Annotated in this window: 16 protein-coding genes and 1 pseudogene; 12 read left to right on the top strand and 5 right to left on the bottom strand. The window is 72.1% G+C overall.

Annotation, left to right across the window (positions count from 1 at the left end):
• Window positions 1-253: 253 nt before the first annotated feature.
• Window positions 254-1618, top strand: a complete 1365-nt coding sequence (locus tag NI25_RS01995; protein ID WP_061440753.1) for an FAD-dependent oxidoreductase — start codon at window positions 254-256, stop codon at window positions 1616-1618.
• A 110-nt stretch (window positions 1619-1728) separates the two neighbouring features.
• Here the strand turns inward: NI25_RS01995 and NI25_RS02000 are convergent, their stop codons facing one another.
• From NI25_RS02000 to NI25_RS02015, 4 genes are read right to left on the bottom strand one after another with little or no spacing between them, the layout of a single operon-like run.
• Window positions 1729-2103: a hypothetical protein gene (locus tag NI25_RS02000; protein ID WP_061440754.1), complete on the bottom strand. Its 375-nt coding sequence runs from the start codon at window positions 2101-2103 to the stop codon at window positions 1729-1731.
• A gap of 55 nt (window positions 2104-2158) precedes the next feature.
• Window positions 2159-2683, bottom strand: coding sequence for a roadblock/LC7 domain-containing protein (locus NI25_RS02005; RefSeq protein WP_061440755.1), 525 nt, complete (start codon window positions 2681-2683; stop codon window positions 2159-2161).
• A 38-nt stretch (window positions 2684-2721) separates the two neighbouring features.
• The gene (locus NI25_RS02010) at window positions 2722-3492 is read right to left on the bottom strand and encodes a hypothetical protein (protein ID WP_061440756.1); all 771 of its coding nucleotides are present in this window, start codon (window positions 3490-3492) and stop codon (window positions 2722-2724) included.
• Window positions 3489-3896, bottom strand: a complete 408-nt coding sequence (locus tag NI25_RS02015; protein ID WP_061440757.1) for a hypothetical protein — start codon at window positions 3894-3896, stop codon at window positions 3489-3491. The genes NI25_RS02010 and NI25_RS02015 overlap by 4 nt, the downstream gene beginning before the upstream one ends.
• 190 nt (window positions 3897-4086) lie before the next feature.
• Here NI25_RS02015 and NI25_RS02020 point away from each other — a divergent pair, with 190 nt between their 5' ends.
• Entirely contained in the window at window positions 4087-5184 is a 1098-nt protein-coding gene (locus NI25_RS02020) for a YihY/virulence factor BrkB family protein (protein WP_061446707.1), read from the top strand.
• Between the two features lie 12 nt (window positions 5185-5196).
• Here NI25_RS02020 and NI25_RS02025 read toward each other — a convergent pair whose 3' ends face one another.
• The gene (locus NI25_RS02025) at window positions 5197-5991 is read right to left on the bottom strand and encodes an SDR family NAD(P)-dependent oxidoreductase (RefSeq protein ID WP_061440758.1); all 795 of its coding nucleotides are present in this window, start codon (window positions 5989-5991) and stop codon (window positions 5197-5199) included.
• A 192-nt stretch (window positions 5992-6183) separates the two neighbouring features.
• Here NI25_RS02025 and NI25_RS02030 point away from each other — a divergent pair, with 192 nt between their 5' ends.
• The 10 genes and pseudogenes from NI25_RS02030 (at window position 6184) to NI25_RS02070 (ending at window position 17291) form a co-directional block, all read left to right on the top strand.
• Complete coding sequence (locus NI25_RS02030) at window positions 6184-7344, top strand: hypothetical protein (protein WP_107071592.1); 1161 nt, start codon at window positions 6184-6186, stop codon at window positions 7342-7344.
• 339 nt (window positions 7345-7683) lie between these two features.
• Window positions 7684-8247 (top strand): (2Fe-2S)-binding protein, encoded by a 564-nt coding sequence (locus NI25_RS02035; protein ID WP_061440760.1) that lies wholly within the window; start codon window positions 7684-7686, stop codon window positions 8245-8247.
• Window positions 8244-9236: an FAD binding domain-containing protein gene (locus NI25_RS02040; RefSeq protein WP_061440761.1), complete on the top strand. Its 993-nt coding sequence runs from the start codon at window positions 8244-8246 to the stop codon at window positions 9234-9236. The genes NI25_RS02035 and NI25_RS02040 overlap by 4 nt, the downstream gene beginning before the upstream one ends.
• 29 nt (window positions 9237-9265) lie before the next feature.
• Window positions 9266-11395: a xanthine dehydrogenase family protein molybdopterin-binding subunit gene (locus NI25_RS02045; RefSeq protein ID WP_061440762.1), complete on the top strand. Its 2130-nt coding sequence runs from the start codon at window positions 9266-9268 to the stop codon at window positions 11393-11395.
• Window positions 11396-12223: 828 nt separating this feature from the next.
• Complete coding sequence (locus NI25_RS02050; protein WP_019359437.1) at window positions 12224-13324, top strand: NAD(P)/FAD-dependent oxidoreductase; 1101 nt, start codon at window positions 12224-12226, stop codon at window positions 13322-13324.
• Between the two features lie 134 nt (window positions 13325-13458).
• Window positions 13459-14292: an aldo/keto reductase gene (locus NI25_RS02055; protein ID WP_061440763.1), complete on the top strand. Its 834-nt coding sequence runs from the start codon at window positions 13459-13461 to the stop codon at window positions 14290-14292.
• Window positions 14293-14921: 629 nt separating this feature from the next.
• Window positions 14922-15398 (top strand): hypothetical protein, encoded by a 477-nt coding sequence (locus NI25_RS02060; RefSeq protein WP_061440764.1) that lies wholly within the window; start codon window positions 14922-14924, stop codon window positions 15396-15398.
• 89 nt (window positions 15399-15487) lie between these two features.
• Window positions 15488-15802, top strand: a pseudogene (locus tag NI25_RS39910) (alcohol dehydrogenase catalytic domain-containing protein); the annotation flags it as partial.
• A gap of 118 nt (window positions 15803-15920) precedes the next feature.
• Complete coding sequence (locus NI25_RS39915; RefSeq protein ID WP_228953077.1) at window positions 15921-16565, top strand: zinc-binding dehydrogenase; 645 nt, start codon at window positions 15921-15923, stop codon at window positions 16563-16565.
• A 315-nt stretch (window positions 16566-16880) separates the two neighbouring features.
• Window positions 16881-17291, top strand: coding sequence for a GlcG/HbpS family heme-binding protein (locus tag NI25_RS02070; RefSeq protein WP_061440765.1), 411 nt, complete (start codon window positions 16881-16883; stop codon window positions 17289-17291).
• Window positions 17292-17310 lie beyond the last annotated feature (19 nt).

Consider the following 17310-nt stretch of genomic DNA (forward strand, 5'->3'; position numbering starts at 1 on the left):
CGGGCTCCCCTCGTGAGGCTGCACGGGACGCGCCACTTCGCCCCACGCCTGCGTCACCCGTGACCGGCCCTTCAAACACCGGTCCGTGCCCGTGTCCCCGCCCGGGTCGCCGGCCCCAGCCCCAAACCTGAACCATGAGATCCCATAAGGTGTACTTATGACCTCATAGACCGGACCCGCGTACCGACTTAGGCTTGCCTTAGCTTAGGCTTCCCCGAGAGTCGATCTGTTACCGCTCGAAGGGAACATGAACATGCCCCGCCCACTGCGGGTGGCCATCGTCGGATCCGGCCCGGCCGGGATCTACGCCGCTGACGCCCTGCTCAAGTCCGAAGTGGCCGCCGACCCCGGTGTTTCCATCGACATCTTCGAGCGCATGCCCGCCCCGTTCGGGCTCATCCGCTACGGCGTCGCGCCCGACCACCCGCGGATCAAGGGCATCATCACGGCCCTGCACCAGGTGCTCGACAAGCCGCAGATCCGCCTCTTCGGCAACGTGAACTACCCGAGCGACGTCAGCCTGGACGATCTGCGCGCCTTCTACGACGGTGTGATCTTCGCCACCGGCGCCACGGCCGACCGGGCGCTGTCCATCCCCGGCATCGACCTCGACGGCTCGTACGGCGCGGCCGACTTCGTCGCCTGGTACGACGGCCACCCGGACTTCCCGCGCACCTGGCCGCTGGAGGCGGAGAAGGTGGCCGTCCTCGGTGTCGGCAACGTCGCCCTGGACATCGCGCGCGTCCTCGCCAAGACCGCGGACGAGCTGCTGCCGACCGAGATCCCGCCGAACGTGTACGAGGGCCTGAAGGCCAACAAGGCGCTGGAGGTCCACGTCTTCGGCCGCCGCGGCCCGGCCCAGGCGAAGTTCAGCCCGATGGAGCTGCGGGAGCTGGACCACTCCCCCAACATCGAGGTGATCGTCGACCCCGAGGACATCGACTACGACGAGGGCTCGATCGCGACCCGGCGCGGCAACAAGCAGGCCGACATGGTCGCCAAGACCCTGGAGAACTGGGCCATCCGCGACGTCGGCGACCGGCCGCACAAGCTGTTCCTGCACTTCTTCGAGTCGCCCGCGGAGATCCTCGGCGAGGACGGCAAGGTGGTCGGCCTGCGCACCGAGCGCACCGAGCTGGACGGCACGGGCAACGTCAAGGGCACCGGCGAGTTCAAGGACTGGGACGTCCAGGCGGTCTACCGGGCCGTCGGCTACCTCTCCGACCAGCTTCCCAAGCTGCCCTGGGACATCGACTCGGGCACGGTCCCGGACGTGGGCGGCCGGGTCGTCCAGGAGTCCGGCGAGCACCTGCAGTCGACGTACGTCACCGGCTGGATCCGGCGCGGCCCGGTCGGCCTGATCGGCCACACCAAGGGCGACGCCAACGAGACGGTCTCCAACCTCCTGGACGACTACGCGAACGGCCGCCTCCAGACGCCCGCCTCGCCCGCTCCGGAGGCCGTGGACGCCTTCCTCGCCGAGCGGAACATCCGCTTCACCACCTGGGACGGCTGGTACAAGCTCGACGCCGCCGAGAAGGCACAGGGCGAGCCGCAGGGCCGTGAGCGCGTGAAGTACGTCGAGCGCGAGGACATGCTCCGGGAGAGCGGCGCCTGAGCCGCTGCCCGTCCCGGCACGCAGGTGCCCGCCACCGGCACGGGCGGGCGGCGGGCGGGGCCCGGCGGCACGACGGGGCGCCGGGCCCTCGAGGGTCGTCCGCGGTCGGTTCAGACCTCCAGGTCGCCCTCGATGCGGCGCAGCTGGTGGCGGGCCATGGCCAGGTTGGCGCGGCTCGCGTCCAGGACCAGGTAGAGGAAGAGCCCGTTGCCGCCGCGGCCCTTGAGCAGGCGGATCATGTGGTACTGGGTGTTGAGCGTGATCAGGATGTCCTCGATCTCGTCCTTGAGCCCGAGGTGCTCCATCGTGCGCAGTTTGGACCGCACGACGTCGGTGTTGCCCGCGGCGGCGACCTCCAGGTTGAAGTCCTTGCCGCCGCCCAGGGTGCCGAGCGCCATTCCGCTGGTGTAGTCGACGAGCGCGACGGCGGTCGCTCCGTCGATGGAGCCGAGGCATTCCTTGAGCGAGGTCTCCAGGTTGGCCATGGTGGTTTCCTTTCCGGAAGTGATCGGTGTGCGCGTTCGGTACGCGATCGGCGGGTCAGGTCGGCCGGTGGTGGCCGCCGGCCTGGGGAGCGGGCTGGTGGGCGGGGCGCTGCGGGGTGCGCACCGGAAGGGTGCCGATGGGGCGGGCCGCCGGGTCGGGGAGCGCCGTGACGGGTTCGGCGGCCGGGGCGCGGCCGCGTTCGGGACCGAGACCGGCCGCGACCAGTTCCCCTATCCGCGCGCCGCTGCGCCGGCCCTCCAGGTGCAGCCGGCCCACGTTGACCCGGCCGTCGGCGAGCAGGGTGAGCACGGCGGCCGGACCGGCGGCGTACGTGGCGACGTAGCCGTCGGCCCCCCGCAGGAGCAGTTCGCGGAAGCCGCCGCGCGCGGTCGCCTCGGCCATGCGGTACGCGACGCCGAGGGCGGCCGCGGTGAGCGCGGCGAGGCCCTCGGGCTCGGTGCCCGGCGCGTCGTGGGCCAGGACGAGCCCGTCCACGGTGGCCGCGAGCGACCCGGTCAGCTGGGGCACGCGGTTGCGCAGCCGGTGCAGTTCGTCCAGGACGTCGCTCTCGACGGCCATGAGCAGTCTCCTTTCGTCGCGCCTGCGACGCGCGCGGATCACAGGGCCTCCAGGGCGTCTCGGAGCCGTCGCAGCAGGGCCGTGTCGGGGTCGTCCCACACGACCCCCGGCGGTTCGGGTCCGGGCGGCGGGACCGGGGCCGTGGGGACCGCCGTGCGGACGAGGCCGTCGGCGGCCAGGCGGCGCAGTTCGACGAGGGTGTGGTAGGTGCGGCAGGCGAGCGCCGAGGCGATCTGGGCGGCGGTGCGCACGCCGTCGACCTGGGTCAGGATGCGGCTCCGCCGCGCGGGCAGGGCGGCGGAGCCGGTGCCGGGCACCCGGGTCAGCGGGAGGGTGTCGACGGCGGGGTCGGGCCATATGCGGTCCAGCAGCGCGCGCCGGCGCCCGGACTCGCGCACGACGACGTCCACCGGCACGGAACGGACCGCGCCGAGCCAGTGCACCGCCCCCGGCCGGAAGCGCTGCGCGCGGGTGTCGTGGGCCAGGACGAAGTAGGCGGCGTCGAACAGCGCGCCCAGGTGACAGACCTCCAGCGCGCCGGCGGCGAGCCTGCCGCTGTCCACGAGCCGGTGGCCGACCCGGTGCTGTGTCCCGCCCCGGTCGACCGCCTCCCACCAGCCGTCCGGCGGGACCGCGCCGCTGCGGGTGAGCAGCGCGCCGAGGTCGGGCGCGAAGGCCGATTCCACGTGCACGACACGGCCCGCCTTGAGGTAGACGATGCCCCGCTCGCCCGACAGGGCGCCGGTCGCCCCCTCGGCGGCGAGGGCGGCGAGGGCGTCCGCGGTCCAGGTGGTCGTCACCCGGGTCATCCGAGCACCAGCCGGTCGGCCATCTCGGCCAGCCGGATGCGGGCCAGGGCGAGGTTGCCGTCGTTGCGGTCGAGCCACAGGTGGAGGAAGACGGTGCTGTCGAACGGGGTGCTGACGAACCGGAGCAGGTGGTAGGCGTCGCCGGTGGTGGCGATCAGGTCCTCCACCGGGGGTTCCTTCCCGGGCTCGGCACCGCCGCCTCCCGGGCCGCCCGCCGCCAGGGAGCCGCTCTCCGCGACGTGCCTGCCCAGCTCCGCCGTCTCCGCGGCGGTCGCCTCCCAGTCGCCGCCCGGCGCCTCGCCGACGGCGCCGAGAGCGAGCCCGCTGATCCAGTCGACCAGCGAGGCGCCGCGCGCGCCGGGCAGCCTCATGGCTTCCAGCAGACTCTCGTCGATTCCGGGCACGCCGGATCCCCTCCCCTGCACGGCAGTACCGCGAACGTGACGACGACACTACGGAAAGTGCACGCATCCGGTGAGCGCTTTGGCATTTTCCAGAGGAACGTGCCCGCGCTGAGGGATACTGCGGGGTTCGGCCCCGGTACGGGTGCCGGTGGACGCGCGTGTCCCCGCCGAGACGGGCAACCCGGGGGGCATGGCCCGACCGCATCTTCCCCGTGGCGGGAAGCACACCAAGGACACACCGGCGGACGAACCGGCGAGCGCACCGGATTCCGGACGGCCGGACGACGACTACGGCCCGGACGCCGCCGCCGAGGACGCCGCCCCGGACTCCCCGACCGAACTGCCGAAACGTTCGTGGACCGCGCTGCTGCGGCGCGTGGTCGCCGAGTTCAAGGACGACGAGCTGACCGACCGCGCCGCCGCCCTGACCTACTACGGGATCCTGGCGCTCTTCCCGGCCCTGCTGGTGCTCGTGTCGCTGCTCGGCATCGCCGGGGAGTCCGCCACCCAGGAGGTCCTGGACAACGTGAAGAAGCTGGCACCCGGCTCCGCCCGGGACGTCCTCACGAACGCGGTGGAGCAACTGCAGGCCAGGGCGGGCCTGGGCTCCGCGCTCGCGGTGGTCGGCCTGGTGGGTGCCGTCTGGTCGGCGTCCGGCTATGTCGCCGCCTTCATCCGGGCGGCCAACGCGGTCTACGACATGCCCGAGGGGCGCCCGGTGTGGAAGGTGCTGCCGCTGCGGGTGGGGCTGACCGTGGTGCTGCTCGTGCTCGCGGTGGTCAGCGCGCTCATCGTGGTCTTCACCGGGAGCCTGGCCCGGCAGGCGGGCACCGCCCTCGGTGTCGGGGACACCGCCCTGACCGTGTGGTCGATCGCCAAGTGGCCGGTGCTGGTCCTGCTGGTCACGTTCATGATCGCGATCCTGTACTGGGCCGCGCCGAACGCCCGGGTCAAGGGCTTCAAGTGGATCTCCCCGGGCAGCCTGCTCGCGCTGCTGATCTGGCTGCTCGCCTCCGCCGGGTTCGCCTTCTACGTGGCCAACTTCGGCTCGTACAACAAGACGTACGGCACCCTGGCCGGCGTGATCATCTTCCTGGTCTGGCTGTGGGTCACGAACCTGGCCATCCTGCTCGGCCTGGAGTTCGACGCGGAGCTGGCCCGGCAACGCGTCATCGACGGCGGCCATCCGCCCGAGGAGGAACCGTACGTGGAGCCGCGCGACACGCGGGCCTGGGACGAGGCGGACCGGCGGCGCGCGGACGGGGACGAGTGCGACGGGCCCGGATGAGGCGGGGGACGCCTACGGGAGGATCGAGTCCACGTAGCCGCCGTCCACCCGGACGGCGGCCCCGGTGGTGGCGGACGCGAGGGGGGAGCTGAGGTACACCACCAGGTTGGCGATCTCCTCGGGTTCGATCAGCCGCTGGAGCAGGGACTGCGGCCGGTGTTCGCGCATGAAGACGCGCTGTGCCTCGTCCCAGGGGAGGTCGCGGTCGACCAGCTGGTACACGAAGTCCTCGACACCCTCGGTGTGAGTGGGACCCGCGATGACGCAGTTCACCGTGACGCCGCTGCCCGCCGCCTCCTTGGCGAAGCCGCGGCCGACTCCGAGCAGGGCCGTCTTGGAGACTCCGTAGTGGATCATCTCGGCCGGGATCACGACGGCCGAGTCGCTCGCGATGTACAGCACCCGGCCCCAGCCGCGGTCCCTCATCCGGGGGAGATGGGCGCGCGTCAGCCTGACCCCGGCGAGGACGTTGATCTCGAAGTAGCGGCGCCACTCGTCGTCGCCGATCTCCAGCGCGGGCGCGGCGCCGAAGACGCCGAGGTTGTTGACGAGGACGTCCACGTCGGGCATGGCCTCCAGGGCCCGCTCGGCGCCCTCAGCGGTCCCGAGGTCGGCCGCGACCGGCACGAACACGCCGTCCGGCACCTCGGCCCGAAGCCTCTCGACGCTCTCCGCCAGGCGCCCGGGGTCGCGCCCGTTGACGCCCACGGTGGCACCGGCCCGGGCCAGCCCGGCGGCGATCGCCGCCCCGATGCCCTGCGAGGAGCCCGTCACCAGTGCGGTGCGTCCGCCGAGGTCGAGGTTCATCAGGTCACTCCTGTCGTGTCGTACGGTCGGTCGGGTTGCTCCTGCCCACCCTCGCCCACGGCACGTCGTGGCCCGGCCGGCCGCACCGTGCGCCGCGCCGCGGCACGCCCGGTCGGCGGACCCCCGGTGCTCTCGGCTGACCTGCGGCGACAATACTTGCCTACGTCCGTGCCCCTGCTGCCCGATGGACCCATGCCGACCTCTCCCACCGCCCGCCCCATGTACCCGCCCACGCTGTGGGCCGCTCGCGGCCGTCATGTCGGCTCCGCGGCCGAGGACACCGTCCGGCGCACGCTGCAGCGGCTCAAGGACGACCACGTCGTCGACGACTTCCTCGAGCCGCCCGACGAGCCGACGGAGGAGTCCGGGCCCGCGGGGACGCCGGGACCGCGGATCTTCGAGGCGCGCTGGAGGGCTCCCGGGGACGTGACCGTGCGGGCCCGGCTGATCCTCGAGCCGGCCTCGGCCGGCGGGCAGGAGTGGACCCTGCTCGCGGAGGCCGAGGAGGCCTGGGACCTGGCCTGGCCCTCTCCCGCGACCGTGTTCTGGCCGGACGACCCGGACGTCACCTGGGACCGGGACACCGCCACGGGGCTGAGGCTGCGGGGCATCAACACCCTGCCGGACGACGACAAGGCCGTACGCAGGCTGCTCAAGGAGGCGGGGCGCAGCCCCTGGAACATCCACGTCGTGGTGCACGAGGCGATGACCCCGGACCACCGCGGCCGGGTTCCCCTCGCGCAGTGGCTGCCGCCCGGCCTGCGGCACCGGGTGGTCGAGCACCGCGCGGCGCCGCAGCAGTTGCGGGTGGTGAACTGGGCCCTGGAGGACTTCGGCGTCCAGGTACCGCGCGGCGGCGCCGTGGTACTGCCCGGCACGCCCGCCCCGGACGACTACGCGGCCGGTGACTTCTCCGTCCGCACCGTCTTCCTGGACGGCTCCGAGCCCACCGCGCTGATCGCGGCGGTGACCTCCTTCGCCGCGTTGGCCAGGCCGCTGCCGGACGACGCGGTGGCGGCGCTCGGCTCGCTGCGGGAGGACTGGCGCCTGCTGACGCTGGAGGAGGAGCTGGCGCGCGAGCGCAAGCTGGTGGCGATGTACGCCGAGGCGCTCGAGGCGATGACCCAGTCCCGTGACCTGTACCGGGAGGCGGCGGAACGGGCGGCCGAGGCCCTCGCCGTGTACCGCGAGTCCGCCGGCGCCGCCCCGGCCGGGCCGCCCCCGGCCGATCCGCCGGCGTCCCCGCTGCGCGGGCTGACCCGCACACTGGACCGGTTCCGGGGCGTCGCCCGCGCACCGCGCCCCCGGTCCGACGGCGGGGCCGCCGGCGAACCTCCCCGGCCCGGCGAGTGATCCCGCCGCCCCGCCGACGGGCGGGGTGGCCCCCCGGCCGCGGCCGGCCGTGCTCTCCCGGTCGCAGCCGGTCGGCAGCCGGGACTCCTCGTCCCCGAGCGGGCGGACGACGCCGGCCGGCGCCTCGCAGGCGTCACGCACGACGTGCGCCGGTCCCGTGAGGTCTCCGCATCGCGTGGTCATGGCGTCATTCCAGAGGCGTCGTCCCGATCAGCCGGCGCCGGTCCGGGACCGCGGCCGCCGGGACCCCGCTGAGGGCACCCTCACGTGTCATCCGGCGCGAGGTGGATACGCGGACGGCACAGGAGCCCCGGCCCGTCCCGGAAGGTCAGCGACGCCATGGACAGCCAGCACGAGAGCGCCCCCGCTTCCCACCCACCGGAGTCCTCCCGTTCGGAGACCACGCTCCGCGTCAACGGCAAACCCCACACGCTCACCGTCGACCACCGCCGCGTTCTGCTGGACCTCCTGCGGGAGGACCTCGGTCTGGCGGGCGCCAAGAAGGGCTGCGACCACGGGCAGTGCGGCGCCTGCACGGTCCTGGTCGACGGACGGCGGGTCAACAGCTGCCTGCTGTTCGCGGTCGCCCTGGACGGGTGTGAGATCACCACGGTCGAGGGCCTCGCCGGGGACGGCGAGGAACTGCACCCGGTGCAGCGCGCCTTCCTCGACCGCGACGCCTTCCAGTGCGGCTACTGCACGCCGGGCCAGATCTGCTCCGCGGTCGGCGCGCTCGCCGAGGCCGCGGCCGGGCACCCGTCCCACGTCACCGACCCGGCGACGCCCTCCGGGGCGCCGGTCGAGCTGGACCGGGAGGAGATCCGGGAGCGGCTGAGCGGCAACCTGTGCCGGTGCGGTGCGTATCCGCGCATCGCCGACGCGGTCGAGGACGTGATCCCGTGAAGCCCTTCGCCTACGTACGCGCGGGCAGCGTCGAGGAGGCCACCGACGCGTTCGCCGCCCACCCCGGCGCCCGCTTTCTCGGCGGCGGGACCAACCTCGTCGACCTGATGAAACTCGGCGTGGAGACGCCGGCCGCCCTCGTCGACGTCACCCGGCTGCCGCTGGACACGGTGGAGGAACTGCCCGACGGCTCGCTGCGGGCCGGGGCGATGGTCCGCAACAGCGACCTCGCCGCCCATCCCGCCGTGCGCGACCGCTACCCCGCCCTGTCCCAGGCGCTGCTGGCCGGCGCCTCCGGGCAGTTGCGCAACGCCGCCACGACCGGCGGCAACCTGCTCCAGCGCACCCGCTGCCCCTACTTCCAGGACGTGTCCAAGCCGTGCAACAAGCGCGAGCCCGGCACCGGCTGCGGCGCGTTGCAGGGTGTGCACCGCGACCATGCCGTACTGGGCCATTCCGACCAGTGCATCGCCACCCACCCCTCGGACATGGCGGTGGCGCTGGCCGCCCTCGACGCGCGCGTGGAGCTGCACGGCCCCGAGGGCAGCCGCAGTGTGCCGGCCGCCGACTTCCACCGGCTGCCCGGCATGCACCCGGAGCGGGACACGGAGATCCACCCCGGCGAGCTGATCACCGGCGTGGTGCTGCCCGCGGCCACCGCGGGACTGCCCTCGGCCTACCGCAAGGCCCGCGACCGGGCGTCGTACGCCTTCGCGCTGGCCTCCGTCGCCGTCGTGCTGCACCTGGCGGACGGCGTGGTGGAGCGGGCCGGGATCGCCTTCGGGGCGCTGGCGCACCGGCCCTGGCGGGCCCGGCGGGCGGAGGACGCGCTGGTGGGGGCGGCGCCCACCACCGCGGCGTTCGAGCACGCCGTCGACCTGGAGCTGGCCGCGGCCGAACCGCTGCGGGACAACGCCTACAAGGTGCCGCTGGCCCGTCGGCTGGCCCTTGACGTACTGGGCCGGCTCGCTCCGCCGGCCACGAACTGACCGCCCCCGGCGTCCACGAGGAGGACTCCATGACCGCCACCGATGCCGTCCTGGGCGCTCCCGTCGAGCGCCGGGAGGGGCGGGAGAAGGTCACCGGCACCGCCCGCTACGCCGCCGAGTTCGATGCGCCCGGCCGCGCCCAGGCCTGGCCCGTGCCGGCGACGGTCGCGCGCGGCCGCGTGACCGGCGTCGACACCGCGCCGGCGCTCGCGCTGCCCGGCGTGCTCGCGGTGCTCACGCACGAGAACGCCCCCCGCCTCGGCGATCCCGACGACCCGACCCTGGCGGTGCTGCAGGGCCCGCACGTCCCGCACCGGGGCTGGTTCGTGGGCGTGGTGGTGGGCGAGACGCTGGAGGCGGCCCGCGCGGGTGCCGCCGCCGTCCGCATCGCCTACGAGGAAGATCCCCACGACGTGGCGCTCACTGCCTCGCATCCCGAGGCGTACGTCCCCGAGTCGGCCAACGGGGGCTTTCCGGCCGTCACCGAGCACGGCGACCCGGACGCCGCCTTCGCCTCCTCGGCGACCCGGGTGGACGTCGAGTACTCGGTGCCGCCTCTGCACAACCACCCCATGGAGCCGCACACCAGTACGGCGCAGTGGGACGGCGACCGGCTGAGCGTGCACTGCTCCAGCCAGGGCACGACGGCGGTGCAGAAGGAACTGGCGCGCCTGTTCGGACTGCCCGAGGACCGGATCACGGTGCGTGCCGAGCACGTGGGCGGCGGGTTCGGCTCGAAGGGCACCCCGCGTCCCGAAGTGGTGCTGGCCGTGATGGCGGCGCGCGAGACGGGGCGGCGGGTGACCGTCGCGCTGCCGCGCCGCTACCTGCCGGCCGTCGTCGGGCACCGTGCGCCGACCCTGCACCGGCTGCGCCTGGGCGCGGACGCCGGCGGCCGGCTCACCTCACTGGTGCACGAGGTGACGACGCACACTTCGCGGGTGAAGGAGTTCGTGGAGCAGGCCGCGGTCCCCGCCCGCGTCATGTACGGCACCCCCGCGCTGCGCACGCTGCACCGCGTGGCGGCGCTGGACGTGCCCACGCCGTCGTGGATGCGCGCGCCGGGCGAGTGTCCCGGCATGTACGCCCTCGAGTCCGCCATGGACGAACTGGCCGCGGAACTCGGCGTCGACCCGGTGGAGCTGAGGATCCGCAACGAACCGGAGACCGAGCCGGACAGCGGAAAGCCCTTCAGCAGCAGGCACCTGGTGGAGTGTCTGCGCGAGGGCGCCCGGCGCTTCGGCTGGGAGGACCGCGATCCCCGTCCCCGCTCCCGCTCCGCCGGGCCCCTGCTCGTCGGCAGCGGGGTGGCCTCGGCGACCTACCCGGTGCTGGTCTCCCCGTGCGTCGCCTCGGCGCGCGCCCTGCCGGACGGCGGTTTCCTGGTACGGGTCAACGCCACCGACATCGGCACGGGCGCCCGTACGGTGCTCGCGCAGGTCGCCGCCGACGCCCTCGGCGCCCCGCTGGAGCGGGTGCGGATCGAAGTGGCCGACAGCGGCATCGGATTCGCCCCGATGGCCGGCGGTTCCTCGGGCACCGCGTCCTGGGGGTCGGCCGTGCACGAGGCGTGCGCCCGGCTGGCCGGCCGGCTGGCGGAGCACTCGGGGCCGCTGCCCGACGAGGGGGTCGCCGCCGAGGCCGACACCTCCGGCACGGCGGACGCCGAGAGCCCCTACGCCCGGCACGCGTTCGGCGCCCACTTCGCCGAGGTGACCGTGGACACCGTCTCCGGCGAGGTACGGGTGACCCGGCTGCTCGGCGTCTTCGCCGCCGGGCGCATCCTCAACGCCCGTACGGCCCGCTCCCAGTTCATCGGCGGCATGACGATGGGCCTGGGGATGGCGCTGACCGAGGACAGCACGGTGGACCCGGTCTTCGGCGACTTCGTCGAGCGCGATCTGGCGTCGTACCACGTGCCCGCGCACGCGGACGTCGCGGACCTGGAGGCGCACTGGGTCGACGAGGAGGACGGCCACCTCAATCCCATGGGCAGCAAGGGGATCGGGGAGATCGGGATCGTGGGCTCGGCGGCGGCCGTCGGCAACGCCGTCCACCACGCCACCGGCATCCGCTTCCGCGAACTGCCGCTCACCCCGGACCGGGTGCTCACCGCCCTGCTCGCACACGAGCATCCCCCGGGCATGCTGGGGGTCTGAGCACCAGTCGGGGTCTGAGAAGTTGTTTTCGATCTCGGAGCGTCTGAGGTGTGACTGAGCGCGATAGCTGGCCCTTGATCGCGCCAGCTGGCCGCAGAGCGCGCGATGGCCCGCTTGACGTCGTCCTGAGTGATCTGACGAGGCGCAGGCCGGGAGTGGGCGACTTGGCACCTGGCCGCCCCGGGCCTCGTGGGGCTCGGCATGTCACGCCCACCCTGGACCGGACCAGGCCACCGAGGCCGCACTTGTCCTGCCGGTAGCCCTGAACTCTGTCGTTTCCCCGTCCTGATGTACGACTTCGCCTGGCCGGTGACTGGCGTGCACAGACCTCCCCCTCGCGCACGCTACGGGCTGGCCAGAGCACGGGGAACGACACGATGAGCCTGGACTCTGATGTGCAGGATGTCCTGGCTGCGGAAGCTGCCAGGCTGATCATGATGCAAGGTCATTCCGCACCCATCGCTCCGATTGCCGTCACCACGTCCGGCGGGTCGACATCTCGGCCGAGCGGAAGCCCTGCAGCCCGCTGGTCTGGACAGCGACGGAATCGCCAGCCGGCCGATGTACTGCTCAGACTCCTCCTGCTGTGCCTTGACCGGACGTCCGACCCGCGGCTCTCCGCCGGTGGGTCACGATCGTTGTCCGAGGTGACCGGTTGACATATTTCGTACCGGTGTGAGGCTGGAGGAGGCAGGGTTACGCCGCCAAGTCACGTAGAACTGGCAATGCTCATGGGGTCCAGTCACCCACCCGTTCGCGGCGGCGACAGATGAACTTAGTCCCTGGCCCGCAGGGGGACGGCTCCGGGACGCGAAGTGAGGCGATCGAATGGACCGGGTTCCCGAGGTGGCCGTGGTCGGGGCCGGCATCGTCGGACTCTGCACCGCCTACGCACTGGCCGAACGCGGAACGGCGGTGCGGGTCTACGAGAGCGGCGTTCCAGGCCACGGGCAATCCGGTGGCCAGTCCCGCATATTCCGCCACGCGCACGACGACGCCCGCCTGGTGGAATTCACCCGGGAGGCCCGCGCCGTTTGGGACGAGTGGGCCGACCGGTTGGGCGCAGAGCTGGTCTCCCGGGACGGAGTGGTCGCACTGGGCAGTACCGTTCCTGGGAGACTGCGCATTCTGCAGGATGCCGGCGGCATACCGGCCCGCACCGTGGACAGCGCCGAGCTTCACGCGCGCATGCCGCTGCTCGCCGACTACCGCGGTCCCGCGATGCTCGATGAGGGCGGCGGTGCCATCCGCACCCGTGCCGCGGTCGAGCGGCTGGCCGATGCGCTGGGTGACTCGCTGGTCACCGATGAAGTCATCTCGCTGTATCCGACGGGCCGCGGCACGGTGGAGGTGGTCAGTAGCGTCGGCCGCGAAGAGTACGCGACGGCCGTGGTGTGCGCGGGCGTGGGCACCGCGCGGCTGGCGCGCAACGTGGGGCTTTCGCTGCCGGTACAGCCGGCGGCCCACGTCCGCCTCACCTTCCAGGTCAGGGGAGCGCCCCCGGAACGGGTCGCCTGCCTGCAGGACAGCAGCGGCGACTTCGGTGAGGTTGGCGTCTACGCAGCCCCTTACCCGGGCAACAGCCGGTATGCGGTGGGGCTCAGCGAAACGGTCGAGGTGCGGGAGGACGGCAGCTTCGCGGACGCCGAAGCCTTGACGGCACTCAGTGACCGCGCCCGCGCGTACATCTCCCACGCATTGCCCGGCCTTGACCCCGAGCCCGTCGAGCGCCTCAACTGCTGGGTGACAAGCCTGCCGTGGAGTGAGGACGGCATGGCGGTCTGGGAAGCCGACAGAATCTTCTTCGCCGCCGGGCACAACCTCTTTAAACAGGCACCTCGACTGGGACGGGCCTTGGCCGGCGCGGCCATGGACGATGAACTCGAGGAGAACCTGCGGCCGGCGGCAGCACTCGGCCAGCCCCGCTGAACGCCCCAACAGTCGGCGCATCCTGCTCCGACGACGTGGTACCTACGTCGGTGATCGCGGTGCCATCCGATGCGCGATCGTGGTGCTGTTGGTGGTTGGCAGTCTTTGGCCACCGTTACATCCAGGAGGAAGCCATGGCGGATCCGAGGACGGTCATCCTTCCTTGCGGGATTGCGGTCACGGTGCTCGGTCAGGGCACCTGGGGGATGGGGGAGGATCCCGGGCGCCGCGCGGCCGAGGTGTCGGCCCTGCGCGCCGGGCTGGACCTGGGGATGACCCTCGTCGACACCGCGGAGATGTACGGGGACGGCGCGGCGGAGGAAGTGGTGGCCGAGGCGGTGGCCGGACGGCGGGACGAGGTCTTCTTGGTCAGCAAGGTGCTCCCCACCCATGCGGACGCCGGTGGAGTGGCCGAGGCATGCCGGGGGAGCCTGCGTCGTTTGCGCACGGACCGGATCGATCTGTACCTGCTGCACTGGCGTGGAGCCGTGCCGCTGGAGGAGACGGTCGAGGCATTCGAGTCCCTGGTGCGGGAGGGTGCCATCCGCTCCTGGGGAGTGAGCAACCTGGACGGGGATGATCTCGCGGATCTGCCGCCCGGAGCCGGGCCGCAGACCGACCAGGTGCTGTACAACCTCAGCCGTCGAGGGCCTGAGTACGGTCTGCTGCCCAGGTGCCGTGAACTGTCGATCCCCGTCATGGCGTACTCGCCGGTCGAGCAGGGCCGTCTGCTCGGCCACCCGGCGTTGCGGGACGTGGCAGCTGCCCACGGTGCGACGCCCGCGCAGATCGCCCTGGCCTGGGTCCTGCGGCACGAGGACGTCATCGCGATCCCGAAGGCGTCTTCCCGCGCGCACGTCGAGGAGAACAGAGCAGCTCTGGAGGTGGACCTGACCGCCGAGGACCTCGCGACGCTGGACCGGGCGTTCCCGCCGCCGGAGAGCAAACGGCCGCTGGAGATGCTGTGACACCCCTGCAGCGTGCCCGACCGGGCTCCGCCCGGAGCCGGGTGGCCCGACCTCACCGGTGGCGGCAGAGGGCGTCGCACTGTTCCTGCAAACGCGGGCATTTTCCACAACGCCCTTGGACTTCGCCGAGACCGTCCGCCAGCTGCTGGAAGAGGGCTGGACGATCGAGCCGGAGGACCTGGCGCGCATCTGGCCGTACCTGACCGAGCACATCAATCGGTTCGGTGAGTACTCCACACATGAGCTCGGTATCCAGCCCGAGGTGTCCGACCGAAGCTGGACGTGGACTGCACTCCGCTGCGAGAGCAGGACCTCACGGCGGCCGGCTTCGGTCAGACCGCCTGACTGGCCGGGGCCGGGTCGTCGCCAAGGCCACCCAAGGATCGTGATGACCTGGGACGAGCGCCTGGGCATCATCTCCAACCCGAACACCCACAGAACTTGGTCAAGTCCTGTTCGGGGTCGGCGCGGCCGTTAGAGCGGAGTCCAGAGAGTCGCCGCCTGGTCCACGAATCGGACGCTGGTCACCCGCGGACTGCGTTTGCACGTGAGGCGAAGCCAGGTGACGGTGGAGACAGCTCGAACACTTTCACGGCGGCGAGCCACTTCGCCCCGGAGAGGAGCACGCGATGAACGGCAAGGCACTGACGTTGAGCGGCCTGGCTGTGGGCGGCGGGGCAGCGGTGATGATCCGCCGGTGGAAGGGTGAGTCGAGCGGGGCCGCCAGCGGGCACAGCGATCGCTGGCACACGGTAACGATCAACCGTCCGTCGGACGAAGTCTCTGCGAACGGACGGCTCCCCGAGCCGCTCGCGAAGCTCGGCGACAAGATCGAGGTCCAGGTTCGGCCGGCTCCCGGAGACCGCGGCACCGAGGTCGCAGCCCGCCTGCGCGAACCCGTGCCCTCCGGACCGGGAGGCGCCGCGGCCCGGCTCAAGGGCCAGGACCCGCGCGGGCCGGTCCGCCGGGCTCTGCGCGATTCCCGGGCGCTACTCGAGACGGGCGAGGTACTCAGCCCCGACAAGCCGCCAACGACCCACCCCGGTCCGGGCGGAAAGCTGATCTCTGCCGCCACCGCGCGCGCACGCGAGGAGGGAAGGCTGTGAGAGCACTCACCTGGAACGGAGTCAACGACCTGACCGTCGAGCGGGTCCCCGACCCCCAGATCATCAACCGCCAGGACGCCATCGTCAAGGTGCGCCTGAGCTCGGTCTGCGGCTCGGACCTGCACCTGATCGGCGGCTACATGCCGGCCATGGAACGCGGTGACGTACTCGGTCACGAGTTCATCGGCGACATCGTCGAGGTCGGCTCCGACGTCCACAGGCGCTCGGTCGGAGAACGGGTGGTCGTGTGCTCGTTCTTCGGCTGCGGTCAATGCTGGTACTGCCAGAACGACCTATGGTCGCTGTGCGACAACGCGAACACGAACCCGGGCCTCACCGAGCTCACTTACGGCCAACCGCTCGGCGCCTGCTTCGGCTACTCACATGCCCTCGGCGGCAACGCCGGCAGCCACGCCGAGTACATCCGCGTCCCCTACGCCGATCACGGAGCCTTTCCCGTGCCCGAGGAGGTCTCCGACCAGGCCGCGGTGTTCGCCTCGGACGCGGCACCCCACCGGCTGGATGGGCGCCGACCTCGGCGGCGTCAAGCCCGGCGATGTCGTCGCGGTCTGGGGCTGCGGCGGCGTCGGCCAGATGGCGGCCCGGGCGGCGATGCTCCTCGGGGCCGAGCGAGTGATCGCCATCGACCGCTTCCCCGAGCGTCTCGCCATGACCGCCGAGCACGTCGGCTGCGAGACGATCGATTACACCCAGACCGACGTCAGCGGAGAGCTGCTCGAGCGCAGCGGCGGGCGCGGCCCCGACGTCTGTATCGAGGCCGTCGGCATGGAAGCGCACACCGACGGACCGGTCAACCTCTACGACAAGGCAAAGCAGCAGCTCCGTCTCGAGTCCGACCGGCCCAGCGCCCTGCGCGAAGCGATCTACCACTGCCGCAAGGGCGGGTCGGTATTCTGCCTCGGCGTATTCGGCGGCCTGATCGACAAGTTCCCCATGGGCGCGCTCCTGAACAAGGGCCTGACCCTCCGCGGCGCCCAGCAGATGGGACAGAACTACATCCCCATGCTGCTCGAACGCATCGCCACTGGCGAGCTCAAGACCGATCACCTCATGACCCACCCGATGTCCCTCGACGAGGGACCCAAGGGCTACGACATGTTCAAGAACAAGAAGGACGGCTGCGTGCGCGCTGTCCTGCAGCCGTAGGCCACCGCACCCTGGACACAGCTGAGCTCGACAAGTCTCAGCGAGCGCCATCCCACGACCGAAATAACGGTCAAAGAGCACGTATGGACGCGATCCCCAGAGCCGGTGCCGGCAGCTCCGCGGGCTCATCGAGCGGGGGAAGGTCCAAACGTCCTGAATCGTCTCCCACGAACTGCCACGGGATCAGGCCCCCCGGAGGGCTACCAGCACGTCGACCAGCGCGACAACAGTTGGACCAAGGTCCTGCTTCACCCCGACGGCGGCTGAAGCGCTGGCCCATATCCCCGGAAACGACTTCAAGAAGGAGCGCGCGCCATGACCAGCATCGAAAGCATCTCCCTTCAGGACGCTCGGCGGGTTATCGACGCGGGAGAGAAACGAGCGCAGGAGCTCGGGCAGCCGAGCAACATCGCCGTGGTCGACGCTGGCGGCAACCTCGTCGCCCACGCCCGCATGGACGACGCATGGCTCGGCAGCGTCGACATCTCCATCAACAAGGCCTTCACCGCCCGCGCCTTCGACATCAGCACCGCTGACCTCGCCGCGAACGCCACTCCCGGGCAGCAGTTCTACGGCATCAGCGGCTCCAACCAGGGCCGCGTGATGATCTTCGCCGGCGGCCTGCCGCTCCACCGCAACGGACAGGTGGTGGGCGCCGTCGGGGTGAGCGGAGGGTCAGGGGACCAAGACCAGAGCGTCGCCCAGGCGGCTGCCGCAGGCTTGTAACCCCCCGCGTATCCCGCCC

Source organism: Streptomyces sp. CCM_MD2014 (genome assembly GCF_000772045.1).
In the GTDB taxonomy this organism is placed as follows: Bacteria; Actinomycetota; Actinomycetes; order Streptomycetales; family Streptomycetaceae; genus Streptomyces; species Streptomyces salinarius.